This window comes from Variovorax sp. LG9.2 (genome assembly GCF_035018885.1).
Classification (GTDB): domain Bacteria; phylum Pseudomonadota; class Gammaproteobacteria; order Burkholderiales; family Burkholderiaceae_C; genus Variovorax.
The window spans coordinates 207,267-231,016 of sequence record NZ_JASJXB010000003.1 but is presented as its reverse complement, the minus strand read 5'-3'; the positions used below and the strand labels follow the sequence as shown (position 1 = coordinate 231,016).

18 protein-coding genes and 1 tRNA gene are annotated in these 23,750 nt (G+C 65.2%); 3 read left to right on the top strand and 16 right to left on the bottom strand.

What is annotated here, in order from left to right; all coding sequences use genetic code 11:
- Positions 1-23: 23 nt before the first annotated feature.
- The 16 genes from QN413_RS04615 to QN413_RS04540 form a co-directional block, all read right to left on the bottom strand.
- Positions 24-1,898, bottom strand: coding sequence for a DUF3857 domain-containing transglutaminase family protein (locus tag QN413_RS04615; protein ID WP_323495463.1), 1,875 nt, complete (start codon positions 1,896-1,898; stop codon positions 24-26).
- Between the two features lie 296 nt (positions 1,899-2,194).
- On the bottom strand, positions 2,195-4,387 hold the full coding sequence (gene paoC, locus QN413_RS04610; RefSeq protein ID WP_323495462.1) for an aldehyde oxidoreductase molybdenum-binding subunit PaoC: 2,193 nt from the start codon (positions 4,385-4,387) through the stop codon (positions 2,195-2,197).
- Positions 4,388-4,391: 4 nt separating this feature from the next.
- Positions 4,392-5,336 (bottom strand): xanthine dehydrogenase family protein subunit M, encoded by a 945-nt coding sequence (locus QN413_RS04605; protein ID WP_323495461.1) that lies wholly within the window; start codon positions 5,334-5,336, stop codon positions 4,392-4,394.
- Complete coding sequence (gene paoA / locus QN413_RS04600) at positions 5,333-5,992, bottom strand: aldehyde dehydrogenase iron-sulfur subunit PaoA (protein ID WP_323495460.1); 660 nt, start codon at positions 5,990-5,992, stop codon at positions 5,333-5,335. The genes QN413_RS04605 and paoA overlap by 4 nt, the downstream gene beginning before the upstream one ends.
- 32 nt (positions 5,993-6,024) lie before the next feature.
- Entirely contained in the window at positions 6,025-6,213 is a 189-nt protein-coding gene (locus QN413_RS04595; RefSeq protein ID WP_323495459.1) for a hypothetical protein, read from the bottom strand.
- 184 nt (positions 6,214-6,397) lie between these two features.
- Positions 6,398-6,490 (bottom strand) — tRNA-Sec (locus tag QN413_RS04590).
- A 24-nt stretch (positions 6,491-6,514) separates the two neighbouring features.
- A complete protein-coding gene (gene selB, locus QN413_RS04585) occupies positions 6,515-8,524 on the bottom strand; it encodes a selenocysteine-specific translation elongation factor (RefSeq protein WP_323495458.1) in 2,010 nt (669 codons plus the stop codon).
- A gap of 16 nt (positions 8,525-8,540) precedes the next feature.
- Positions 8,541-9,737 (bottom strand): ferritin-like domain-containing protein, encoded by a 1,197-nt coding sequence (locus QN413_RS04580; protein WP_323495457.1) that lies wholly within the window; start codon positions 9,735-9,737, stop codon positions 8,541-8,543.
- A complete protein-coding gene (locus QN413_RS04575; RefSeq protein ID WP_323495456.1) occupies positions 9,703-10,566 on the bottom strand; it encodes a phosphate/phosphite/phosphonate ABC transporter substrate-binding protein in 864 nt (287 codons plus the stop codon). The genes QN413_RS04580 and QN413_RS04575 overlap by 35 nt, the downstream gene beginning before the upstream one ends.
- Positions 10,567-10,595: 29 nt before the next feature.
- Positions 10,596-11,723, bottom strand: coding sequence for an acyl-CoA dehydrogenase family protein (locus tag QN413_RS04570; protein WP_323495455.1), 1,128 nt, complete (start codon positions 11,721-11,723; stop codon positions 10,596-10,598).
- Positions 11,724-11,748: 25 nt separating this feature from the next.
- Complete coding sequence (gene selA, locus QN413_RS04565; RefSeq protein WP_323495454.1) at positions 11,749-13,209, bottom strand: L-seryl-tRNA(Sec) selenium transferase; 1,461 nt, start codon at positions 13,207-13,209, stop codon at positions 11,749-11,751.
- Complete coding sequence (gene fdhE / locus QN413_RS04560) at positions 13,209-14,258, bottom strand: formate dehydrogenase accessory protein FdhE (protein ID WP_323495453.1); 1,050 nt, start codon at positions 14,256-14,258, stop codon at positions 13,209-13,211. Before fdhE ends, selA begins: the two co-directional genes overlap by 1 nt.
- Before the next feature lie 13 nt (positions 14,259-14,271).
- Positions 14,272-14,901, bottom strand: coding sequence for a formate dehydrogenase subunit gamma (locus QN413_RS04555; protein WP_323495452.1), 630 nt, complete (start codon positions 14,899-14,901; stop codon positions 14,272-14,274).
- A gap of 10 nt (positions 14,902-14,911) precedes the next feature.
- Positions 14,912-15,913: a formate dehydrogenase subunit beta gene (gene fdxH, locus QN413_RS04550; protein WP_323495451.1), complete on the bottom strand. Its 1,002-nt coding sequence runs from the start codon at positions 15,911-15,913 to the stop codon at positions 14,912-14,914.
- A 3-nt stretch (positions 15,914-15,916) separates the two neighbouring features.
- Positions 15,917-18,991, bottom strand: coding sequence for a formate dehydrogenase-N subunit alpha (gene fdnG, locus QN413_RS04545; RefSeq protein WP_323495450.1), 3,075 nt, complete (start codon positions 18,989-18,991; stop codon positions 15,917-15,919).
- Positions 18,992-19,084: 93 nt separating this feature from the next.
- Positions 19,085-19,396, bottom strand: coding sequence for a hypothetical protein (locus QN413_RS04540; protein ID WP_323495449.1), 312 nt, complete (start codon positions 19,394-19,396; stop codon positions 19,085-19,087).
- Between the two features lie 103 nt (positions 19,397-19,499).
- Here QN413_RS04540 and QN413_RS04535 point away from each other — a divergent pair, with 103 nt between their 5' ends.
- The 3 genes from QN413_RS04535 to QN413_RS04525 are packed head-to-tail and all read left to right on the top strand — an operon-like array spanning position 19,500 to position 23,750.
- Complete coding sequence (locus tag QN413_RS04535) at positions 19,500-22,016, top strand: ABC transporter permease (RefSeq protein ID WP_323495448.1); 2,517 nt, start codon at positions 19,500-19,502, stop codon at positions 22,014-22,016.
- 43 nt (positions 22,017-22,059) lie between these two features.
- Entirely contained in the window at positions 22,060-22,485 is a 426-nt protein-coding gene (locus tag QN413_RS04530) for a group II truncated hemoglobin (protein ID WP_323495447.1), read from the top strand.
- A 32-nt stretch (positions 22,486-22,517) separates the two neighbouring features.
- Positions 22,518-23,750: an NAD(P)/FAD-dependent oxidoreductase gene (locus QN413_RS04525; RefSeq protein WP_323495562.1), complete on the top strand. Its 1,233-nt coding sequence runs from the start codon at positions 22,518-22,520 to the stop codon at positions 23,748-23,750.

The window sequence follows — 23,750 nt, the reverse complement described above, 5'->3', positions numbered from 1 at the left end:
CAGAATTGGCTTGCTTGCCCGCATCACTCATACAGGAACTGCGTCCGAAGACTCCGCTCCACCTTCTGTGCAAACACTTTTTGCGCTTCCATGTCCGTCCCCGCACACACCGGCTGCGTCGCGACCATCGTCATGGTCCGCACGAGCTTGAGTGATCCGGCTTCGCGCTGAACTGTCTGCCGATACTCGATGCGGCTGCCGGTCAAGTCGAGCGTGTGGTGTTCGGAAGGCGGGTCTCGCAGTAGGCGCACGTTGTCGGGTAGCTTGAGCTCGACTGTCTCGCTGACTTCGCCGTTGGGGCAACCGTAGGGATAGTGGCGCTCCGTCCTCAGCGATGCCACCCAGGGCGCCAGGGCATTGAAGCCTGACGGGGGCATGCGGATCGCACCGGGTCCGGGCAAGTCCAGAAAGCTTTTTGTGTCGTAGTCCAGGCCGAATTCTGCTTCTGCGCTGTCTGCACGCAGGTCAGGCCGGCGCAGTACGCCCGTGCCGTTGGCGCCTGCTTGGGCGAGCATTGACGTCACCACCTGCGCATCGGAAATCGATTGCATCGCCGCGAATGTCCCGCGCAATGTGGCGGCACCCAAGCCGGTGCCACGAACGGAAGTCTTGACGGCGGCCGATTCATCTCGCGCGACATCGATCACCTGCTTCACCGCCGTCAACCCGCCGTCGGACAGCGGGGTGCTGGCCCATTGGCCCGACTGCACATGGAGCACCTGCTTGCCGCCGTCGGCGAAAGGCAAGGTGCCAAAGGCGTTGTAGCGTGCCGTGCTGTCCAAGTACAGGTTCAGCTGTGGCACGTAAGTGATCATGTGGTTGAACGCCTGGAGTGTTCCGGCGCGCGGCATCCAGAACGCGTTGCCCGCGCCGATCAACACGGGCGTGCTGTCGATTCCCTTGGCGCGCAGCAATGCGCCGAGCAAGACCGCCTGGTCCTTGCAGTCGCCATAGGCGTTCGAAAGAATGCTGTCGAGCGGTCTCGGAATGAAGCCACCGCGTTCGAGGACAACGTTCACATAGCGGATGTTCAGACGCACCCAGTTGTAGAGTGCCTCGGTCTGTTTGCGCGGGTCCGACACGCCCTGGGTCAGTTGATTCGCCAGCGCAATGACGCGCGCAGTGGGCGCAGAAATATCGCCAGTCAATTGACCGTAGGCGGTGGCAAGGGCAGCACCGTCGGCCATGGTGCTGACGACCATCCTCGGGCTGTAGTCGCTTCGCGCCACGCTGCCTGCTTCGGGCGCGACCGCCTTTGCGTTGTCGCTGCTAAAGACATGCTTCACCCGGCCATCGGCCAGCGTTTCCTGCACATGCGGAAGGTCGATGGTTTGCACGTCCAGCGGCATGTCCGCAGGGGCGGTAACCGTAAAAACAAAATCCTGTCGCGCGGAGTGCGGCGAGATGAACTCCATGGCGCTGAACTGGCCTGGCAGGATCGGAACGCGCTGAGTCACACGCGTCTTCAACAGGATTTTTGCGCCTGGCGTGACTTGTGGAAAAACGATGGTCTTGACCTTCTGGTCACTGAACATCGGCGCGGCCTGCGATGCATAGGGTTCCTGCACGAAGATGGCGGAAGTCGGGACGTCGATCTCCTTGCCGTCCGGCGTGATCAGCCGCGCCAACACGATTTCGGCGGTTTCCAGGCTGGCGCTGTACGACTGCGAGATTTGCGCGACTTCGCGCACGCCGGCATCGTTGAGCACCACTCGGATCGAGTCGATTTCCTTGACGAAGCGGCCGTCGCGTTCGACGATGTAGTCGACATGGCGCCGCTCGTAGGCAATGCCGGGCGTGAAGCCGGTCTCCGCACTTGATGCAGCCGGCAACGCTGACTGCGCGACGGCGTGGTGAGAATCCACCAGCAAAGCAAGAACCATCCAGTAGCGGATCATTTTTTTCTCCCTGTGCGTTTTCTGCTGGCTTGGGCGGTGAGGCCTTGGCTGTGCGGCGCAGTTTAGTTTGCGCGGCGAAAGATGCAACAGGAGGTGTGCTGCGCGCAGTTCCAGTCAAACGACTCCAACCGCACGCGAAAGATACCTGTGATTGCCGCGGTAGTCGGCAAAGGCCGGCGTCTTGTCGTCGACCATTTCGAGAAAGCCGCGCGGCCCGCCGCGGTGCTGAACGTAGGATCAGCCGGTTGTTGACACCGTGGCTATGTAGAAACTGTTTTGCGACCGGCGTTTAGACGTTACGCCAACGACCGGATGATCTTGTCCAGCGTCAGCGGATAGTCCCGCACCCGCACGCCACAGGCGTTGTAGACCGCGTTGGCGATGGCCGCCGCGCTGCCGCACAAGCCCAGCTCACCGACGCCCTTGGCCTTCATCGGCGACGATTTGTCGTCCACCTCGTCGAGGAAGAACACGTCCTGCTTCGGCACGTCGGCGTGCACCGGCACGTGGTACTCGGCCAGGTCGTGATTGACGAAGTAGCCATAACGCGTGTCGACGACCAGCTCCTCCATCAGCGCTGCGCCGAGTCCCATAGTCATCGCGCCGATCACCTGGCTGCGGGCCGTCTTCGGGTTGAGGATGCGGCCGGCCGCGAAGGCGCCGCTCATGCGCCGCACGCGCACTTCGCCAGTGGCCGCATCGACGCCGACTTCGGCAAAGTGAGCGCCGAAGGTGGCCTGCGCGTAGGTCTTGGTCAGGTCGCCAAACTCGATGCCGTCTTCCACGGTGATGCCTTGCCGGCCCGCCAATTCGGCCAGTGTGAAGCTGCGGCTGCCCGAGATGATCTGGCCTTCGTCGAAGCGCGCGTCGCCGGCCATCAGGCCGGCTTTGCGGGCGATGGCTTCGCGCAGTTTCATGCACGCCGCGTAGACGCCCGCCGTCGAGCTGTTGCCGCCCCATTGCCCGCCCGACCCGGACGACACCGGAAAGTCCGAGTCGCCCAGCCGCACCACCACCTGTTCGAGCGGGACGCCGAGCAGCTCCGCCGCAGTCTGCGCAATGACCGTGTAGCTGCCGGTGCCGATGTCCGTCATGTCGGTCGAGATCGTGACCACTCCCTTGCCGTCCAGCGACGCGCGCGCCGCCGAGTTCATGGTCATGTTGCCGCGGAACGCGCTGGCCATGCCCATGCCGACCAGCCATCGGCCGTCGCGCACCTGGCCCGGCGTGGCACGCCGTTGCTCCCAGCCGAAGCGCTGCGACCCGATGCGCAGGCAGCCAATGAGGTCGCGGTGCGAGAACGCACGGCCGGGCTTCTCGGGATCGACCTGGGTGTCGTTCGCGATGCGCAGCGCCACCGGGTCCATCTTCAGGCGCTCCGCCAGCTCGTCCATGGCGATTTCGAGCGCCATCAATCCAGGCGCCTCGCCAGGTGCGCGCATTGCGTTGCCTTCGGGCAAATCGAGCGTGGCGAGACGGTGGGATGTGATGCGGTTGTCAGCCGCGTAGAGTTGGCGCGTCTGCATCGCGGCGGTTTCGGGCTGACCGCCGGGCAGGTCACCGGACCAGCTCTCGTGCGAGATCGCGACCAGCTTGCCGTCGTTACCGGCGCCCAGCTGGATGCGCTGGATCGTCGCGGGGCGATGGGTCGTGTTGTTGGGAATTTGCGGACGCGCGAGCGCCACCTTGACCGGTCGGCCGGCCACGCGTGCCGCCAGCGCCGCCATGACGACGTCGCTGCGAATCCACAGCTTGGAGCCGAAGCCGCCACCGACATAGCTCGACACGACACGGACGTCCGCCGGCTGCAGGCCGAGCACTTCCGCCAAGTCGCGCCTCGCCCAGGCGATCATCTGATTCGAGGTCCACACCGTGAGCTTGCCCTCCTGCCAAGACGCGATGCTGGCGAACGGCTCCATCGCCGAGTGGCTCTGGTTGGGCGTGGTGTAAGTCTGGTCGACCTTCACGGGGGCGTTCGCGAAGGCCTCGGCGAAATTGCCGACGGCAGTGTCCGGCGGGTCGTCCATCTTCGGCTTCACGGCCGAGGCACGTTCTTTGGCCAGGTCGAAGCGGCCTTCGAGACGGTCGTACTCGACCACGATGAGCTGCGTGGCCGCTCTGGCCTGCTCGAACGTCGAGGCCACCACGATGGCCACCGCCTGATCGAAGTGATCGATCTCGGGCCCCGCCATCAGTTTGGCGGTGATGGCCTTGGCCTTGTTGACCTTGCCGGCGTTCTCATGGGTGACCACGGCGATCACGCCGGGTGCCGCGCGCGCGGCGCTGGTGTCGAGGCGCCGAATGCGCCCCTTGGCGATGGCAGCACCGAGGATGACGCCGTAAGCCTGGTTGGGCACCACGTCGTGCCGCTCATAGGCGTAGGGCGCGGTGCCGGTGGTTTTCAGTGGGCCGTCGATACGGTCGTACGGTTTACCGACCACCTTGAGACGGTCGATCGGATTGCGGGTCGCGGGTTGATCGAACTTCATGATTTCAACTCCTCGCTTCCGCCAGCACCGAAGCCAGCGTGCGTTCCACCAGCAGCGGCTTGAACGCGTTGTGTTCACTGGTGCGTGCGCCTGCGAGCGTGACGCGCGCAATCGACGCAGCATCGGCCTGCGACTCCGCTGCCTCGACGCGCCACGGCTTGGGTGCCAGACCGCCATAGGCGAAGCGCCCCCGCCCATCGGGCTGGACCACCGCCGCCACCGAGATCAGCGCAAACGCATACGACGCGCGATCGCGCACCTTGCGGTAAATGTGCTTGCCGCCCAACGGCGCCGGCAGCGTTACTGAGGTGATCATTTCGTCGCGCGCGAGGGTGTTTTCGACCTGTGGCGTGGTGCCGGGCAGGCGATAGAAATCGGCGATCGAAATCGCGCGTCGCGTGCCGTCGGCCAGCACCGTTTCCACCGAGGCGTCGAGCAGGCGCATGGCGACTGCCATGTCGCTCGGATGCGTTGCGATGCACTGGTCGCTGGTCGACAAGATCGCCAGGTTGCGATCGAAGCCGCCTATCGCAGAGCAGCCAGAGCCCGGCTGGCGCTTGTTGCAAGGCTTGGTCGTGTCGTAGAAATAGGGGCAGCGCGTGCGTTGCAGCAGGTTGCCTGCGGTCGTCGCCTTGTTGCGCAACTGGCCCGAGGCGCCTGACATCAAAGCGCGACTGAGCACGGCGTAGTCGGCACGCACGCGCGGGTGTGCAGCAAGGTCGGTGTTGCGTACGAGCGCGCCGATACGCAACCCGCCGCCTTGCATGTCTTCGACCTGGCCCAGGTTCAGGCGGTTGATGTCGATGAGGTGCGTCGGAGTTTCGATCTGCAGCTTCATCAGGTCGAGCAGGTTGGTGCCGCCTGCAATGAGCCTGGCGCCGGGCGTATTGGCCAGCGACGCGGCCGCACCGGCGGGCGTCGAGGCCCGCTCGAAAGTGAACTGCTTCATGCGGCGTCTCCGGCGACTTCCTGGATGGCGTCGAGGATGTTGGCGTAGGCGCCACAGCGGCAGATGTTGCCGCTCATGCGCTCGCGTATTTCTTCCGGCGTGGCCCGTTGAATGGCGCTGATGTCGACGCTCACGTGGCTCGGTATGCCGGCCTTGATTTCCTGCAGCGTGCCGACTGCAGAGCAGATCTGGCCCGGCGTGCAGTAGCCGCACTGGAAGCCGTCGTGCTTGATGAAAGCAGCCTGCATCGGGTGCAGCTTGCCGGGCGTTCCCAACCCTTCAATCGTTGTGATCTCGTCGCCGTCGTGCAGCGCGGCCAGCGTGAGGCAACTGTTGATGCGCCGACCATTGACCAGCACAGTGCAGGCACCGCATTGACCGTGGTCGCATCCTTTTTTGGAGCCGGTGAGATGGAGGTGTTCTCGCAGCGTGTCCAGCAAGGTGGTGCGGGTGTCGAGGTCGAGGGCGTGGCTCTGGCCGTTGACTTTGAGTTCGATGGGCATCATGGGCAGGGGTCCCGCGCCTTTGGGTGCAGATGTTTCGACCGTTTGCGCACGGCTTGCCGCAATGGGCAGCACTGCGCCAGCGGCAGTGGCCATGCCGCTCGCGAGTACGTCACGCCTGCGGACTTCGTAAGAGTCTGGTTGTATCGACATCGTGGGTTTGACGGATGGTTACCGGTCTGGTCTCAAGGCGCCTCTTCGGGCGCCTGGTGGGGAATGACGTCTTCGGGGCTGGGCGAGTTCTGTCCGCCTTCGGACTTCACGGTGCCCTCTTCGAGGTGCAGCTCAGCAATCTTTTCCTGGGCCTCGTGTCTCGCTTGCTCAAGCAGCGATTCGTTATCGAGCGCGTCGGGGGACGGTGATGTTGCAGTCATGGGGATTCCTTGCGTGGGGCAGGCAACTAGGTGCCCGAGGTATGGAAGTTGGAAGCGTTGCCGACCTTTTCGTCAGAACGATCCAAAACACCTTGCCTCGGCACCGCGCCGTGCCGCGTCGGACTTGACGCCGAGCACTGGTGCTCCGGCAACAGGAGACGCTACCGTCTCGCTGGACCGAGGGCGGAAGGGAGAGGGAGTCGAACCCTCCCGGCGACGCGTGGCGCCACCCACCGGGTTTGAAGCCCGGCCGCCCCACCAGGGACGATTCCCTTCCATGTCTTGTTGCTCATGGAACGATTCATGTCGACGACGACGACGACGCAGCAGGCTTGCTGCTGCCCGACGCACCGAACATCACGGTATCGGGCCGCAGCAAATGCACATCCTTGACGCGTCGCGTATAGCCGACGCGGTCGAAAAATTCGAGCAGCTGTATCGCGCGCTTGCGACCGAGGCCGGTCGCGTCTCTGAAGCTTGCGGCTTGCAGCCCCTCCGGTAACGCGAGGCAGTCGCGTGCCAGTGCGGCCAGCCGCTCGATGGTCGCCGCTGGATAGTACAAGTCCTTGACCACCTGGAATGTCAGACCGCGCCGCGCCAGGCTGGCGAGGGTTTGGCGCACGACCGCATCCGATGCGCCGCAGCCTTTGGCGAGGTCGCGCACCCAGGCGGGATCGAAGCCGCCGTCTGCAAGCACGGGCAACAGCTTTTGGCCCAGCCGCTCTTCGGTGGCGCTGAGCACGGCCGCATGCGCGGGCAGATGCAGCCAGTGGCCGCTGCGTGCCAATGCGCCGTGGTCGAGCAGCGCTTCGATGGCGTGCAGCCACAACGCATCGCCGGTGCGTGGTGCGGCAAGTCGCTTGAGGCGGCGCGGGTCGGGGCCGACCTCTTCGGGCGATGTGGCGTGGAATTCTGCGAGGCGGTCGGTGATGCGCTGTTGCAGCGCAGCGAAGTGCGTGCCGGCGATGAGTGAGCCGGTGTTCAGAGCGCTTGCAGTCGATGCGCCGGCCAGCCGCACGGCATCGGCTGGCAACGGCAACGCCACATCTGGCTGCAGCGCGAGCGCACGCGTCACGCGGTCTGCATCGATGCCGAGTGGGGCGCTGGCGAGGAGCGCCGCCACGAGCGCGGCGCGCTCGTCCAGCGCCCACGCTGCCAGCGCGTGCAGGCGCTCCGGCGTTCGTCGATAGCGCACGGGCGCAAAGGGATCGAGCACGCGCACGCCTGCGATGGTTCGCACTGCGGATGCGTCGCGCAGCACGCCGCGGTCGCCGTGCCATGCGGTCATCGGTTCGCGCAGCACGAGTTGCGCGAGCGCGGTGTCGCCGGGTGCCAGCACATCGCGGTCGAGCAATGCGACCGAAGCCATCACGTCGCTGGTGCCGAGGTGCGTGTGCACGGTCGTGCCGGAGCGCAGTGCGTGCGCCTCGCCGGGCCACAACGTGAGCTGCACGTCGATGCGATCGGTGCTCAGCGCGATGCCGGGCGCGCACACCCACTGGCCGCGATGGACCTCTTCTTTGGCAACGCCGGCCAGCGCGAGGGCGCAACGCTGACCGACATGCGCGGACTCGGCTTGCTCGTTCTGCGCGTGGATGCCGCGCACGCGCACCTTGCGCTCGCCGGGGACGAGGATGAGTTCGTCGCCTATGTTTACCCGGCCTGCCATGACGGAGCCGGTGACGACGGTGCCAACGCCGGGGAGGGTGAAGGAGCGGTCTACTGCGAGGCGGAAGGCTTGGGCATCGTTGGATGCTTGCCCCCATTCCTGCCTTCGCCCGGGAAGGGAAGGAGCAAGACGGACTGCCTCCGCGACCAGGTGGTTGCGCAGGGCATCTATGCCTTCGCCGGTCGTTGCCGACAGCGCGAAGCCCGGCGCGCCTGCGAGCGAGGTGTCGGCGAGCAGGGCATCGATGTCGGCGCGCACCTGTGCCACGCGCACGTCGCGTTCGGCGGCATCGATGCGATCGATCTTCGTGATGACGACAGTCCCTCGTTGCAGGCCGAGCAACGCGACCACGGCCAGGTGCTCGCGCGTTTGCGGCATCACGCCGTCGTCGGCCGCCACCACCAGCAAGGCGTGGTCGACGCCGGTGGCGCCGGCCAGCATGGTGTGCAGCAGGCGCTCGTGGCCAGGCACGTCGACGAAGCCCAGGGACACGTCATCGGCAGTGCGCAGGTACGCGTAGCCCAGCTCGATAGAGATGCCGCGCCGCTTCTCTTCCGGCAGCCGGTCGGTGTCGACACCGGTGAGCGCGCGGACCAGCGTCGTCTTGCCGTGGTCGATGTGACCTGCGGTGCCGATGATCATGACGCGCGCCTGGCCATCACATGAAGTTGCGCGTGTGCATGTCAGCCAGGCGATCTGCTTCTGCACGCTCGAAGCCCAACCGCCCGAGCCGCGCACGCCGGCCGGCAGACATCTCGCGCTTGAGTTGCTGCACCGCCTCGTGCCCGCGCGCGATGGCCGGCACCGTGAGCTCGCCGGCGGCCAGCAGCACCAGCGCATCGAACACTTCTTCGTTCAGGCCTGCGGTATTGGCAAGCGCGTCGTAGCGCTGCTCGATCGCATTGCGCAAACGGAGCTGGTAGTCGGGCTCCTCGGCCAGCCGGTACTCCAAGTGCGCCATGCCGAAGGCCACGTGCCGCGCCTCGTCGCGCGCCGCCAGCCGGGCGATCTGCCGCGTCACCGGATCGGGCGCGTGCACATGCAGGAAGTTCAGCAGGTTGATGAAGCTGCCTTCACCGAGCACCGACAGCAGGAAGGTCGCGATCGAGAAATCCGGCGCCTCGAAGAGCGACTGCAAGCTGGCCTGGCCGCCCGCGGTCGACAACCCAGGCTTGCCGCCGCGCAAGGCCACGCGGCGCGTGAACACTTCGATGTGGCGCGCCTCGTCGGCGCACTGCAGCGCCAGCAGTTGCAGCACTTCGCGGTAGTGCGGATGGATCTGGCCGAGGTGCCGCGCCGGCACCAGCAGCGCGGCGTTCTCGTTTTCGATCAGGTACGTCATGACCTGCACCACGGCTGCTTCGACGGGGGGCGGCAGGTCGAACGGTGCGTCCCAATCGACGGCAGTGGCCGGATCCCATTGCGCTGCGGCGGCTTGCGCGTAGAGCGCGCCGGCGGTCTCTGCCCACAGCTCGTTGCGGCGATGCAGCGTGAAGGCGAAGGGCGGGCTACCGGCCTCGACCGTGGCTCCGCGTGCGGCCAGACCCCAGCCAGCGAGGGCGTCTTCGGCCGGCGCGTCGCTCGCAGACTGCGCGCCATGCCAGCGCCCTTCGGCGTGCGATGCGCGTGTCAACAGCGCCTGCGTTGCGCCGGACTCGCCCTTGTCGAAGCGCACGCCGTGCCCTTGCTGCCGGCACCATGCTTCCAGGTGAATGTCCCACGCCGGCGCCGTGCCTTGCACACGCAGTTCGCCGCTCGCAGGCACCTCGGCCAGCGCACGGCGGATGAGCAGCAGGGCGCCTTGTTCGAGCCCGAGCGACTCAATATCGATAGTCGGTGTTGAGGATGCGGCCATCTTGGCTGTAGAACTTTTCGTTGTCGACGGCGCGTTCGAGTTGTGCGTAGCCAGTGGTGCGGCCGGTGCGCCATTCGCGCAGGCCTTCGAGTTCGAGCAGCGGGCGCACCAGCGGATCGTCCCAGCGCATCGACAGCAGCAGCGTCACGAAGTGTTCGATCTGGCGTTCCGGCGCGCCGGGGCTGGTCGTGAAGTTGCAATGGTCGAAGGGCGCGGTGCTCGCGATGATGCGTGTGCTGCCGGCGGGCAGCGTGCCGTCGAGGCCGAAGGCCAGGTGGTTACCCGCGATGAGGCAGCACGCATCGACCTCGTGGGCCATCAACGCGCGTGCCGCATCCCGTTCGCCGCCGATGTGGTCGCCATGCTTGCCCCCGAGCACGTCGAAGATCCTGAGCGTGAAATCGTCGCGCTGGATCAGGCCTTCTTCGGTCCGCAGATGGTCCAGTGGAATGAGCGTGGCCTGGGGTGAATCGAGCGCGCCTGCGCCGATCGTCTTGTCGCGCAGGTCGGATGCTTTCTCGATGTCGCTGTCGGCGCGCACGACGATCACCGAGCGCAGGTCGATGTCGGTGTCGCGCATCGCGACCGACTTCACCTGCAGCCCCCTGCTGCGCGCGATGCGGTCGGCCCGCACCCACGCGAGCGGCGAGTTCCACGCGAGGTGGATCGAGCCATCGAACTGCGCCTCGACCTGTCGTTCGTAGTTCGAATACAGCACGTAGTCGAAGGGCAGGCCGTGCGCGATGAAGAAGGCCTTGAAGCCTTCCCAGATGGTGACGACCTTGGGCGCATAGGCGACTGCGCCCATCACCAGAGTTTGTTCTGACATGCGGTGTTCTTTCAGTAATTGGTCGATGTTCAGAACAGCGGCAGGCCGGTGATGGCCTTGCCGATGAAGTCGTACAGCACGTCGGATGTCGGCGCCATCACGCTCGATGCGCGTGCATCGCGGAACAGGCGTTCGATGCCGGCTTCCTTGCGAAAGGCGGCGCCACCGCACACGCGCATCGCGATGTCGGTCACTTCGAGCGCGGTCTCGGCGGCAGCGGCCTTGACTTCGAGCACGCGCAGCATGGTGTCGGCGCGGCCGGCACCGATGGCGGCCACCGTGTCGTCCAGCAGCGCCTGCGCCATGTCGGTCTTGATGCGGCCGCGTGCCAGGTAGGCGCGGATGGTCGGCAGGTCGGCCAGCGAGCTGTCGAGATGCAGGTGGCGCGTCTGGCTCACATGGCCGATGGCGCGCGACATGGCGCCTTCCATCAGGCCGACGGAGCACGCCGCGGCGAGCGAGGTGAACCACGGCAGCACGACGCCCATCATGGTGTCGAAACCCTTGCCGTCTTCGCCCAACTGATCGGTCGCCGCGACGCGGACGCCCTCGGCGGTGACAGGCGTCGAGGCGTTGCCGCGCAAGCCGAGTCCGTCGAACTTGAAGGGCTGGCTCAAGCCCTTTGCTTTGGCCTCGACGTACCAGAGCGTGCTGGCGCCTTCGGCCGCGAGCGGCTTGCTCGACCACACATAGCTGTCGGCTTCGAAGGCCGATGTGACCCAACTCTTGCGCGCGTCGAGCACCACAGCGTCGCCCTGGTCGCCACTGTCGAGCCGTGCGGTGCCGGTGGGCGCCCAGAAGTGGCTGCGCGAATCGGCTTCGGAGAAAGCCAGCGTGCTGAGATGCTTGCCCGCGGCGATGGCCTTGCGCACCGACTCGTTGCCCTGTTGCTCGATGACCGCCGTCGCGCAGTAGTGCATGCAGACGACCATCGCCGTCGAAGGGCAGGTCTGCGCGATGCGCGACACCATCTGCACTGCTTCTGCAAGGCCCTTGCCCATGCCACCCACGCTGGTCGCGGAGACGAGTCCGAGCAGGCCCGCACTGCCCAAAGCCCGGATCACCTCGCGCGGAAAGCGGCCCTCGGTGTCGGTGCGCTGGGCCAGTGGCGCCAGGGTGTCGGCGAGGATGGGGGTAAGCAGGTCGAGATGGGACATGGGATGAGTCAGGCGGAAGTGGGGTCTATTGCAGCCGCTCGCGCAGGGCGGGCAACTGGTCGACGAAGGGCGCGCTGTTTTCGAGGCACCGCAGGTCGAGCAACAGCCGATCATCTGCGATGCGGCCGATCACCGGCAGCGGCAGGCTGCGCAGCGCGGTCGCCAGCGCATCGAGCGCGGTGCCGATGCCTTTCTTCGACGTGCCCGCAGGTGCCAGCGCAAGACCGGCGGAAGGCAGGCGTTCGACCGGCAATGAGCCGGAACCGATCTGGCCGAGCAGTTCGACCACCTCGACGGTGAAGCGCGGGCTGACCGCGTCCGCCACCGCCCCTCGAACCGCATGCGCCAGTGCACGGATGGTGTCGGCCGGCCGCGTCAGCAGGCGCAGCGTCGGCAGGTCTTGTGCCAGCCGCTCTGGCCGCAGGTAGAGCATGAGAGTCGCTTCGAGCGCAGCCATCGGCAGCTTGCTCATGCGGAGCGCGCGCTTCATTGGGTACTTGCGGATGCGGCCGACAGCCTCTTTGCTGCCGACGATCAAGCCCGCCTGCGGACCACCGAGCAGCTTGTCGCCGGAGAAGGTGACGACATCGCAGCCGGCCGCCAGCATCTCTTGCGGCAACGGCTCGCGCGGCAAGCCGTAGTGCGCAAGATCGATGAGCGAGCCGCTGCCCAGATCGGTGGCGAGCGGCACGCCGCGCGCATGGGCGATGGGCGCCAGCACGGCTTCGTCGACTGTCGCGGTGAAGCCTTGCACCATGTAATTGCTGGTGTGCACCTTCATCACGAGTGCGGTGCGGTCGTTGATGGCGTGCTCGTAGTCGGCGGGATGGGTGCGGTTGGTGGTGCCGACCTCGACCATGCGCGCGCCGGCGCTCGCCATCACGTCCGGCATGCGAAAGGCGCCGCCGATCTCGACCAGCTCACCGCGCGAGACGATGACTTCGCTCCTGTCGGGCGTTGCGCCTGCCAGCGCCGCGATGGTCAGCAGCACGGCCGCCGCGTTGTTGTTGACGACCGTCGCAGCCTCTGCGCCGGTGATCGTGCAGAGCAGTTCCTCGACGATCGAATCGCGATCGCCACGGCCACCGGACGCCAGGTCGTATTCGAGGTTGTTGGGAGACGTCATGAGCTTCAGCATGTGCTGCAGCGCTGCGTCGGCCAGCAGAGCACGACCGAAGTTGGTATGGATGACGATGCCGGTGAGATTGAGCACGGCCTGCATGCGCGGTGCGAGGCGTTTTCGCACGCGAGCGGTCAACGCATCGGCGACGGCTTCGGGCTTTACTGCATCTGCTTGCAACGTACCGGCAACTGCTTGCGCACGCAAACCATCCAGCAGCGCACGCGCTTCCTTCACCACCAGCGTGTGACCGTGTTCGCGGAGCAAAGCGCTTGCCGTGGCACCGCGCAACAGCAAGTCGACCGAGGGCAGATCCTGGGGCCTTGCCTTCGAGCCGTGGACCACGGACTCTTCGGGCGCGGCCATCAGCCGCCTCCGCCGTCGTGGTCTGGCGGACTCGGCTCAGGGTCGCCGAAGAGCAGCATCAGGTTGTGGCCGCTGCGCTCGAAACCGGCTTCGGACACAAGCAAGTCCAGCGCGACGCTGGCGAGGTCGTCGGCGACGGGTTCGACCTCGGGGTCTTTCTCCATCGAGACCTGCTTCAGGTAATGGCCGCAGGTGTCGCAGCACTCGGCCTTGACGGCGCCCGCTTTTGCGCCCGGCAACCCAGCGGTGGCCCGCGGCGCAGCGCCTTGTTCGACCGCCAGCTCCTGGTAATGGATGCCTTCGGTACTCTCGCAATGCGTGCACTTGATGCGAACGAAATGCCACTGCGTGCTGCACAACGAACAGTGCAGATAGCGAAAGCCGGAGTCTTCAGCGCCGATGCGCGTGATGCTCGTGGTCGGCACGCTGCCGCAGCACGGGCATTCGGTCGCGGGCTCGGTTTGGCCGAAGACGCGTTCGCCGTGCGTGTCGGCAGTCAGCATTGCCAGCTGTGCCCAGTACGTCTGCAGGCCGGCAGCGATCAACGGTGCCGTCGCCAGATCGAGCCCTAAGGTGATGCGACGCGACAAGTGATCGGCCTGGTGCTCGATCCAAGGGTCGGGGCTGGCGAGCAACCGGTCGACGGTGTCGCGCGCCGGCCCCGCGGTCAGTCGCTCTCTGAACACGCCGAGCAGCCGCCGCAGGCCATCTCGCCAAACCGGATCGCGCGGCCAGCCGAAGGCCGGCATCGGCGGCTTCAAGGCTTTGGCGGCGGCCTGGCAGGCTTCGGTATCCGGCAGTGCGACCGCCGGGTAGTTTTGCAGCACCTCGTGCTGTGCCGTTGCCAGGTCTGCGATGAAGATCAGGTACTCGCGCATCGGGTGCGACGCGGCGAGCTGACGCAGCCGAAGCTGCCGGTCAGAGAACAGATTGAGGCGCTCGGGCAGGCGCACGAACGGCATTTGCCGCCCGGCCTGCAAGGCGATTTCTTCAGCACTCAGAACCCGAATATTGCGAACAGGGGGAGCGTTGCCGGTATTGCTTGTCATCGGAGCCGATTATTCACGGCTTGTCATTCCCGGTCATTTCGCGGTGCCACAGCGGGTGATTGAGCTTGGCCCACGCTTCGGTCACCGTGCCGCGCGTCATCGCCCGCATCGTGCCCTTGACCCAGATCGCTGCGTAGATGTGAGTGATGACCGACAGGATCAGCACGATGGCCGAGAACGCGTGCACCAGCACCGCGATGCGCCGCAGGGTGATCGGAAAGAAGCCGACGAACCAGGGGCTCCAGAAAATGAAGCCGGTGAGAAACAGCAGCACCAGGCTGACCCCGAAGGCCCAGAACACCAGCTTTTGCCCGGCGTTGTATTTCCCGACCGGCGGCATCTTGGACTTGTCGCCCTTCAACATGCTCGGCGCGTTCTTCATCCACTCGCCATCGACGCGATTCAGCACGTTGTCGCGCCACACCGTGAAGAACAGGAAGGCGAAGCCCAGGACCATCGCGACGCCCATGAACGGGTGCAGCACACGCGTCCACGGACCGCCGCCGAACAGTCCGCTCAGGAAGAACAGGCTGGGGTGAAAGAAGGCCAGCCCCGAGAGGGCTGCGGCGACGAACATCATCGCGACGAACCAATGGTTCAGCCGGGTCGAGTCCGGGTAGCGGCGCAGGTAGCGAATCGTCATGGCGTGCTCCTTATTCCACAGGCGGCACATCGGCGCGCGAAGACGGACCAGACCTTGCCAGCGCAATGCGTGCCGCATCGTTAGGCGGTGGCGGCGGCCCTTCGATGATCTCCACGTCACCGCTGGCGTCGCCGTCGATGCCGGCTTTTTCTTTCGGCTCGATCGGCCCGACCTTCATGTAGTGGAAGAAGCTGCCGACCACCGCGCCGGCCATCGCCAGCACCGCCAGTGGCTTGGCCACACCCTTCCACAACGAGACGAACGGGCTGATGTGCGGGTCTTTCGGCAGGCCGCTGTAAAGGCCCGGCCGGTCGGCATGCTGCAGCACATACATGACGTGCGTGCCACCCACGCCGGCCGGGTCGTATACGCCCGCGTTGGCAAAGCCGCGCTCCTTGAGGTCGACGATGCGCTCGTCCGCGTACTCGTGCATCGCTTCCTTGGTGCCGAAGTGAATCGCACCGGTCGGGCAGGCCTTGACGCACGCCGGCTCCAGGCCCACGCCCACGCGGTCGGAACACAACGAACACTTGTAGGCTTTGTTATCGCCCTTGCTTATGCGTGGCACGTCGAAAGGGCAGCCCGTGACGCAGTTGCCGCAGCCGACGCAATGCTCGCTGATGAAGTCGACGATGCCGTTGCTGTATTTGACGATCGCGCCCGGTGAAGGGCAGGACTTCAGGCAACCGGGGTCTTCGCAATGCATGCAGCCGTCCTTGCGGATCAGCCATTCGAGCTTGCCGGGTTCGGGCTCGACTTCGGCAAAGCGCATCACGGTCCACGAGGCGGGCGTCAGGTCGTTCGGGTTGTTATAGCTGCCGACGTTTTCACCGATCTCGTCGCGCAGATCGTTCCATTCCATGCACGCGACCTGACAGGCCTTGCAGCCGATGCAGGTCGATACGTCGATGAGCTTGGCAACCTCCATCACGGCCGGACGATGCCGCACGTCGGGCGAAGGTTGTGTAGTGGCCGAACGGGCCGCGATGTCCAGAGTTTGAAGTGAGGACATGGATTAAGCCTTCTCGATGTTCACGGTAAACGACTTGTACTCAGGCGTCTGCGTGTTGGCATCCCCCACGAACGGAGTCAGCGTATTGACCAGATAGCCCGGCTTGGCCAGACCCACGAAGCCCCAGTGGTTCGGCATACCGACCGTGTGCACGGTGCGTCCGTCGACTTGCAAGCCGGGAATGCGCTTGGTCACGAGTGCCACCGCCTTGATGAAGCCACGCTTGCTGCTGACCTTGACGACATCGCCGTTGGCAATACCCTTGTCCTTCGCCAGCTCCTCACCAATCTCGACGAACTGCTGCGGCTGGATGATGGCCGAGGTGCGGACGTGCTTGGTCCATTGCTGAAAGTGCTCTGTCAGGCGGTAGCTGGTTGCCACATACGGGAAGTCCTTCGGCACGCCGAGGCGTTCCAGGTCGCCCTTGAAGATGCGTGCCGCAGGGTTGGCGCGTGCCACCTTGCTGTTCGGATGCATCAGGTTGTTGACCAGCGGCGACTCGAAAGGTTCGTAGTGCTCGGGCAATGGACCCTCGGCCAGGCCGGTCGGGGCAAAGAGTCGAGCCACGCCTTCGGCATTCATGATGAACGGACGCACTGCGTCGACTGCAAGCGGATCGGCATCCGGACGAATGTCAGGAATGTCGGAGCCCGACCATTTCTTGCCGTCCCAGCTGATCAATCCGCGCTTGGCAATCCACGGCTTGCCGGTGGCTGGATCGGCCCCGGCCGCGTTGTACAAAATGCGCCGGTTGGCAGGCCATGCCCACGCCCAGTTCAGCGCCTGGCCGATGCCGTACGGGTCGGCGTTGTCGCGCCGCGCCATCTGGTTGCCGGCCTGCGTCCATGCACCGGAATAAATCCAGCAGCCGCTGGCGGTGCTGCCGTCGTCCCGCAGCAGTCCGAAGCCTGGAAGCTGCTCGCCAGCTTTGGCCAGCACCTTGGTGGAATCGGCCGGGTCCACGAGGTCGGTTAATGCCTTGCCGTTGTATTCCATCGCAACCTCTTGCGCGGAGGGGGCGGACGGAATCTTGTAGTTCCAGGTCAGGTTGACGATCGGGTCAGGGAAGGCACCGCCATCCTTGACATAGGCCTGCCGCAACTTGTTGTAGATGCCGGCCACGATGTCGAGGTCACCCTTCGCCTCGCCAGGTCCTTCGGCGCCTTTCAGGTGCCATTGAAGCCAGCGACTCGAATTCGTGAGCGACCCTTCTTCTTCGGCGAAGCAGTTCGCCGGCAGACGGAACACGGTGGTCTGGATCTCGGCCGTCTTGACATCGTTGAACTCGCCGTAGTTCTTCCAGAATTCGCTGGTTTCGGTAATCAGCGGATCGATCGTCACGAGGAACTTGAGCTTGGACAACCCCGCGATGATTTTTGTTTTGTCAGGCAAGGCGCCAACAGGGTTGAAGCCCTGACAGATGTACCCGTTGATCTTGCCCTGGCTCATCAATTCGAAAGCCTGCAACACGTCGTACAACTTATCGATCTTGGGCAGGTAGTGAAAAGCCCAGTCGTTCTGCGCTGTCGCGGCATTGCCCCACCACGCCTTTTGCATGCTGACGAAGAACTTGGGATAGTTCTGCCAGTAGCTCATCTGGTTCGGGCGCAAGGGCTTGAGTGAGCGGCTCTTGTAGTAGACGTCGAGTGTCTGCTCGGAGTCGCGTGCCAGCGACATGTAGCCCGGAAGCGAGTTCGACAGCAGGCCCAGATCGGTCAGGCCCTGGATGTTGCTGTGGCCACGCAGCGCATTCATGCCACCACCCGAGGCGCCGATGTTGCCCAGCAGCAGTTGCATGATGGCCGCGGTGCGGATCATCTGCGTGCCCTGGCTGTGCTGTGTCCAACCTAGCGCGTACAGCACCGTCATGGTCCTGTCGGTGGTGCTGGTGCTGGCGATGTACTCGCACACCTTCAGGAATTTGTCTTGCGGTGTACCGGTGATGCGGCTCACCAGTTCTGGCGTGTAGCGCGAGAAATGACGCTTCATGACCTGCAGCACGCACTGCGGGTCCTGCATGGTCATATCGACTTTCGCCATGCCGGTGTCGTCGAGTGCATAGCCCCACGACTTCGCATCGTAGGTGCGCTTTTCTGCGTTGTAGCCGCTGAAGATACCTTCCTCGAACTTGTAGTCCGGCCCAACGATGAACGGCGCGTTGGTGTAGTTGCGAACGTACTCGGTTTGAATCTTGTTGTTGCTCAACAGGAAGTTCAGCACACCGGCCAGAAACGCGATGTCCGAGCCGGCACGTACGGGTGCGTAGTAGTCGGCTACGGCGGCCGAGCGCGTGAAGCGCGGGTCGACCACCACCAGCTTTGCCTTGTTCTGTTTCTTGGCTTCAATGACCCACTTGAAACCGCAGGGATGCGCCTCCGCAGCGTTGCCACCCATGATCAGCACCACATCCGCATTCTGGATGTCTTGCCAATGGTTGGTCATTGCACCTCGTCCGAACGTCGGGGCCAGACTGGCCACCGTAGGTCCGTGTCAAACGCGTGCCTGGTTATCGAAGACGAGCATCCCCGTGGAGCGGAATGCTTTGTGCGTCAGGTACCCGGTTTCGTTGGACGAGGCCGATGCACACAGCATGCCGGTGGTGGTCCAGCGGTTGACGGTCTTGCCTTCGGCGTTGGTCGGCTGGAAGTTGGCGTCGCGATCGGCCTTCAGCAAAGTTGCAATTTGCTCGAAAGCGCTGTCCCAGCTGATGCGCTTCCATTCATTGCTGCCGGGTTCGCGCATCTCCGGATACTTAAGCCGACTGGGGCTGTGCACGAAGTCGAGCAGGCCCGCGCCCTTGGGGCACAGCGTGCCGCGGTTGACCGGGTGGTCCGGGTCGCCCTCGATATGCAGGATCGCCGGGATCACGTTCTTGGCCTTGTCGCCCAGGCTGTACATGATGATGCCGCAACCCACCGAGCAATACGGGCAGGTATTGCGCGTTTCGGTGGTGCGGGCCAGCTTGAAGTTGCGTGCCTCGGCCAGTGCGGCCGTCGGCGAAAAACCAAGGGCGACCAAGCTGGAACCGACCAGCCCGGCACTGCTGACACGGAAGAAGTGGCGGCGATTCATGTCCATGAGGCTGCCTTTTTGAACGGTGCGTTTTTCATCGGGGTTCTACTTATTCGAAAAGAGTTGGAAACGTAATCAGGGTCTGCGCAGTGGAGGATGTCACTTGGCCTTGCCATCTCCCCCGGTCGGCGCAGCAGCGCCGCCGTTACCCGAAGTGGCAGCCTGGCCAGATGTCATCCCGCCAATGGCGGTGCCGCCTTCGGACGGTCCTTTGTGTGGCGAGGTGGAATCGACTTTATCGCCCGATCCAGCAGGAACGATGCCGGCAGGGTATTCGCCGGAACGCGTGCTCCCCGAGGCGCTGGTCGGCAGCGGCGGCGTCGAAGGTTTCCTGTCGCAGGCGACCAAAGCCAGAAGCGCCACCAGACCCAGGGTCGTGGCGAATGCTTTGCAGAGATGACGTGGGCTCAAGCTTGACTCCTTTTCAAATTAGTCTAGCAATGGAACAAAGTCCTTGCACCGTGGCATCACCCTACAGACAAATTCCGCCGGCCACGTCGGCTATCGTCGCCAGATGAACGCTTCTTTTCGCCTTGGCTGGCGCACCCTCTGGCGCGATTTGCGCGCGGGCGAACTGCGCCTTTTGATCGTCGCCGTGCTGCTCGCGGTCGCGGCGCTCACCGCCGTCGGGTTCTTTGCCGATCGGCTCAAGGGTGGTTTGCAGCGCGATGCGCGGCAGTTGCTCGGCGGCGATGCGGTGCTGGCCAGCGACAACCCGACGCCACCCGCCTTCGTCGAGCGTGCAAAAGCGTTGGGCCTGCAAGCGGCCGGCACTTATGGCTTTCCGACCATGGCGCGCGCCAGCGATGGCCAAGGCGGCGCCAGCAAGCTGGTCGCGTTGAAAGCTGTCGAGGCCGGCTATCCGTTACGAGGCCGCCTGCAAACCTCGGTCACGGCCGAAGGCGCCGGCGAGCCGACACGTGACATCCCCGCACCCGGCGACGTGTGGGTCGATGCGTCGCTGCTTGAATCGCTCGGCTTGACGGTCGGCGACATGATGTTGCTGGGCGACACGCAATTGAAGATCGCGCGCATCGTCGTGCTCGAGCCCGACCGGGGCGCCGGCTTCATGAGCTTCGCGCCGCGCGTGATGCTGAACCAGGCCGACGTCGCCCGCACCGGGCTCGTGCAGCCGGCCAGCCGCATCAACTACCGATTTGCCGTGGCGGGCGATGCGGCGGCGGTCAAGTCGTTCAGCGACTTCACCGACGCGACGTTGAAGAAGGGCGAGCTGCGTGGCGCACGGCTCGACTCGTTCGAAACTGGCCGGCCCGAAATGCGGCAGACACTCGACCGCGCCGAAAAGTTCCTGAACCTCGTGGCACTGCTTGCCGCGTTGCTGTCGGCCGTGGCCGTGGCGCTCGCGGCGCGCGGCTTCGCAGCCAGCCATCTCGACGACTGCGCCATGCTGCGGGTGCTCGGGCAGAGCCAGCGCACCATCGCCATGGCGTACGCATTCGAGTTTCTGATCATCGGTCTGGTGGCGAGCGGGCTCGGCGTTGCGATCGGCTTCGGCGTGCACTACGTCTTCGTCGCGCTGCTCGCCGGACTGGTCGATGCGTCGCTGCCGGCGGCCACGTTATGGCCCGTCGCTTTCGGCTTCGGCATGGGCTTGACTCTGCTGTTCGCCTTCGGCCTGCCCCCTGTGTTGCAGCTTGCCAAGGTGCCCCCGCTGCGGGTGATCCGGCGCGATGTCGGCGGCCTCAAGCCGGCGTCGATCGCAGTGCTCACCGTCGGCGTGCTGGGCTTCGCTGCGCTGCTGCTCGCCGCCAGCAGCGACATCAAGCTCGGGCTCATCGCAGTCGGCGGTTTTGCTGCAGCGGTCGCGTTGTTCGCGGCGTTTAGCTGGCTTGCGGTCAAGGTCTTGCGACGCAGTGTCAACGAGACCACGGCCCCACGCTGGCTGGTGCTGGCGACGCGGCAGATCTCGGCGCGCCCCGTGTACGCCGTGGTGCAGGTCAGTGCGCTGGCCGTCGGACTGCTCGCGCTCATCTTGCTGGTGCTGCTGCGCACCGACCTCGTCTCGAGCTGGCGCAAGGCAACGCCGCCCGATGCGCCCAACCGCTTCGTCATCAACGTGATGCCCGAGCAGAGCGACCCGTTCCAGAAGTCGCTGCGCGATGCGGGCGTGTCCAAGTTCGACTGGTACCCGATGATTCGCGGGCGCCTGATCGCGATCAACGACAAGCCGATCGCGCCCGACGACTATGCCGACGACCGCGCCAAGCGACTGGTCGATCGCGAGTTCAACCTCAGCAACAGCGCCGACGCACCGGCGCACAACACCATCACCTCCGGCAAGTGGACGCCCGATGCCAAGGGTGAGATCAGCGTCGAAGAAGGCCTGGCTGAAACGCTCGGGCTGAAGCTCGGCGACACCCTGCGCTTCGATGTCGGCGGCATCCCGAGCGATGCGCGCATCACCTCGCTGCGCAAGGTCGACTGGGGCTCGCTGCACGCCAACTTCTTCGTCATGTACACGGTCGCGACGCTGCCCGATGTGCCGGCGACTTACCTCGCCGCGTTCCGTGCGCCGCCGGTCAAGGGCTTCGACAACGCGTTGGTGCGCAGCTACCCCAACATCACCAACGTCGACATGAGCGCGACCATCGCGCAGGTGCAGCGCGTGCTCGACCAGGTCATCAGCGCGGTCGAGTTCTTGTTCGGCTTCACGTTGGCAGCCGGGCTCGTCGTGCTGTTCGCTGCGGTGACTGCGACGCGCGAAGAGCGGGCGCGCGAGTTCGCGGTGATGCGCGCGGTCGGTGCACGCGCCAGCTTGCTGCGGCAAGTGCAGCGGGCCGAGCTGATCGGCGTCGGCTTGCTGGCCGGACTGCTCGCCAGCATCGTGGCGTCGGCCATCGGGTGGGCGCTGGCGCGCTACGTCTTCGAGTTCACCTGGACCGCGTCGCCGCTGGTGCCGCTGGGCGGCGCGTTGACAGGTGCGGTGCTGGCGCTGGCGGCCGGTTGGTGGGGACTGCGCGAAGTGCTGCGTCGGCCGGTAGTGGAGACATTGCGCCGCGCGGCTGAATGACACCGTCGAACACCGTTAAACGGTGACGACGACAATCGGCCCCATGCAGATTGAAGAAAAACCCAAGTTCGACTCACCCTTCGAGTGGATCGGCGGTGAAGAAAAAGTTAAGGCGCTGGTCGACCGTTTCTACGACCTGATGGAGATCGAGCCCGCCTATGCAGTGCTGCGCGCGGTCCACGGCAACACGCTCGACAACGCGCGCCAGCGGCTCTTCTGGTTCCTGTGCGGATGGCTCGGCGGACCGCAGCATTACACCGACCGGTTCGGTAACCCGATGCTGCGTGCGCGGCACCTGCCGCAGAGCATCGGGGGCCACAGCATCGGCATCAAGGAGCGCGACCAGTGGCTCGCGTGCATGGACCAGGCGATGGGTGAGACGGGTGTCGACGAAGCGCTGCGGGAGCGGCTGCGCGACTCCTTTTTCAAGACCGCGGACTGGATGCGTAACAGGGGAGAGGCGGTGTGAGTGGCATGAACGAAATGAACAACGTGAACAAAATGAACGACATCGTGATCATCGGCGGCGGTCACGCGGCGGCGCAGCTGTGCGCTTCGCTGGTCGAGGCCGGGCAGGGCGCCCGTGTGCATCTGGTGTGCGAGGAGCCTTGCGAGCCGTATCACCGGCCGCCGTTGTCCAAGGCATTCCTGAAAAGCGCTGAAGAAACGACGCAGCCGCACAAGGCCGCTGACTGGTATCGCGAGGCGGGCATCACGTTGCATCTCGGCAATGAGGCCACGGCGATCGACCGCGCTGCGCACACCGTCACGCTGCGCTCAGGCGCCGTACTGCCGTGGGAACGACTGGTGCTCGCGACGGGCACGCGTGCGCGTCGTCTATCCGGCTTGCCCGATGGCCTTGCCAATGTCGCGACGCTGCGGGCGGCCGACGAGGCGCATCGCCTGCGCACGCAGCTCGCGTCGGCGCAGCACGTCATCGTGCTCGGCGGCGGCTTCATCGGACTCGAAGTGGCGGCCACTGCCAAGGCGATGGGCAAGACGGTCCGCGTTGTCGAAGCCGCGCCTCGGCTGATGGGCCGCGCCGTCTCGCCCGAGTTGTCGGCGCATGTGCTGGCGGTGCATCGCGCGGCCGACATCGACATCGTTTTGAACGCCAAGGTTGGCGGTTTCGAAATCTCTGGAGACCGCCTGCAGTCGATCGAGATCGATGGCGTCAAGGTGGCGGTCGACCTGCTGCTGCTCGGCATCGGTGCGGTGCCCGAAACCACCTTGGCCGAGGCGGCCGGACTGGAATGCGCCGACGGCATCGTGGTCGACGCGCACATGCAGACCAGCGACGCGGCGGTGCTGGCGATCGGCGACTGCACGCGCTTTCCGGACCGGCGCGCCGGCCGTGCGCTGCGGCTCGAATCGGTCGCCAACGCGAACGAGCAGGCACGCACCGCGGCCGCCACGCTCACTGGCGCGCCGCGGCCGCACGATGCGTTGCCGTGGTTCTGGTCGGAGCAGGGCGGAATGCGATTGCAGATGGTCGGGCTGGTGCCGGACGAGAGCACACCGGGTCAGGTTACGGTGCGGAGGCCAGGTCCAGGCGCTAACCCCAACGCCTTCTCGCTGTTCCATTACGTCGATGGCCAACTGGTGTGCGTCGAGTCGGCCAACGCGCCGGTCGATCACATGATGAGCCGCAAGCTGATGGAGGCGCAGCGCAACCCCGAGCCGGCGGCGGTGGCCGATGTGGCGGTGCCGTTGAAATCGCTTCTGGGTAGCTGA

What these genes read in the sequence shown, in the direction of transcription:
- QN413_RS04615 (WP_323495463.1), bottom strand. Translation starts at nt 1,898, where the DNA reads ATGATCCGCTACTGGATGGTTCTTGCTTTGCTGGTGGATTCTCACCAC.
- paoC (WP_323495462.1), bottom strand. Translation starts at nt 4,387, where the DNA reads ATGAAGTTCGATCAACCCGCGACCCGCAATCCGATCGACCGTCTCAAG.
- QN413_RS04605 (WP_323495461.1), bottom strand. Translation starts at nt 5,336, where the DNA reads ATGAAGCAGTTCACTTTCGAGCGGGCCTCGACGCCCGCCGGTGCGGCC.
- paoA (WP_323495460.1), bottom strand. Translation starts at nt 5,992, where the DNA reads ATGTCGATACAACCAGACTCTTACGAAGTCCGCAGGCGTGACGTACTC.
- QN413_RS04595 (WP_323495459.1), bottom strand. Translation starts at nt 6,213, where the DNA reads ATGACTGCAACATCACCGTCCCCCGACGCGCTCGATAACGAATCGCTG.
- selB (WP_323495458.1), bottom strand. Translation starts at nt 8,524, where the DNA reads ATGATCATCGGCACCGCAGGTCACATCGACCACGGCAAGACGACGCTG.
- QN413_RS04580 (WP_323495457.1), bottom strand. Translation starts at nt 9,737, where the DNA reads ATGGCCGCATCCTCAACACCGACTATCGATATTGAGTCGCTCGGGCTC.
- QN413_RS04575 (WP_323495456.1), bottom strand. Translation starts at nt 10,566, where the DNA reads ATGTCAGAACAAACTCTGGTGATGGGCGCAGTCGCCTATGCGCCCAAG.
- QN413_RS04570 (WP_323495455.1), bottom strand. Translation starts at nt 11,723, where the DNA reads ATGTCCCATCTCGACCTGCTTACCCCCATCCTCGCCGACACCCTGGCG.
- selA (WP_323495454.1), bottom strand. Translation starts at nt 13,209, where the DNA reads ATGGCCGCGCCCGAAGAGTCCGTGGTCCACGGCTCGAAGGCAAGGCCC.
- fdhE (WP_323495453.1), bottom strand. Translation starts at nt 14,258, where the DNA reads ATGACAAGCAATACCGGCAACGCTCCCCCTGTTCGCAATATTCGGGTT.
- QN413_RS04555 (WP_323495452.1), bottom strand. Translation starts at nt 14,901, where the DNA reads ATGACGATTCGCTACCTGCGCCGCTACCCGGACTCGACCCGGCTGAAC.
- fdxH (WP_323495451.1), bottom strand. Translation starts at nt 15,913, where the DNA reads ATGTCCTCACTTCAAACTCTGGACATCGCGGCCCGTTCGGCCACTACA.
- QN413_RS04535 (WP_323495448.1), top strand. Translation starts at nt 19,500, where the DNA reads ATGAACGCTTCTTTTCGCCTTGGCTGGCGCACCCTCTGGCGCGATTTG.
- QN413_RS04530 (WP_323495447.1), top strand. Translation starts at nt 22,060, where the DNA reads ATGCAGATTGAAGAAAAACCCAAGTTCGACTCACCCTTCGAGTGGATC.
- QN413_RS04525 (WP_323495562.1), top strand. Translation starts at nt 22,518, where the DNA reads ATGAACGACATCGTGATCATCGGCGGCGGTCACGCGGCGGCGCAGCTG.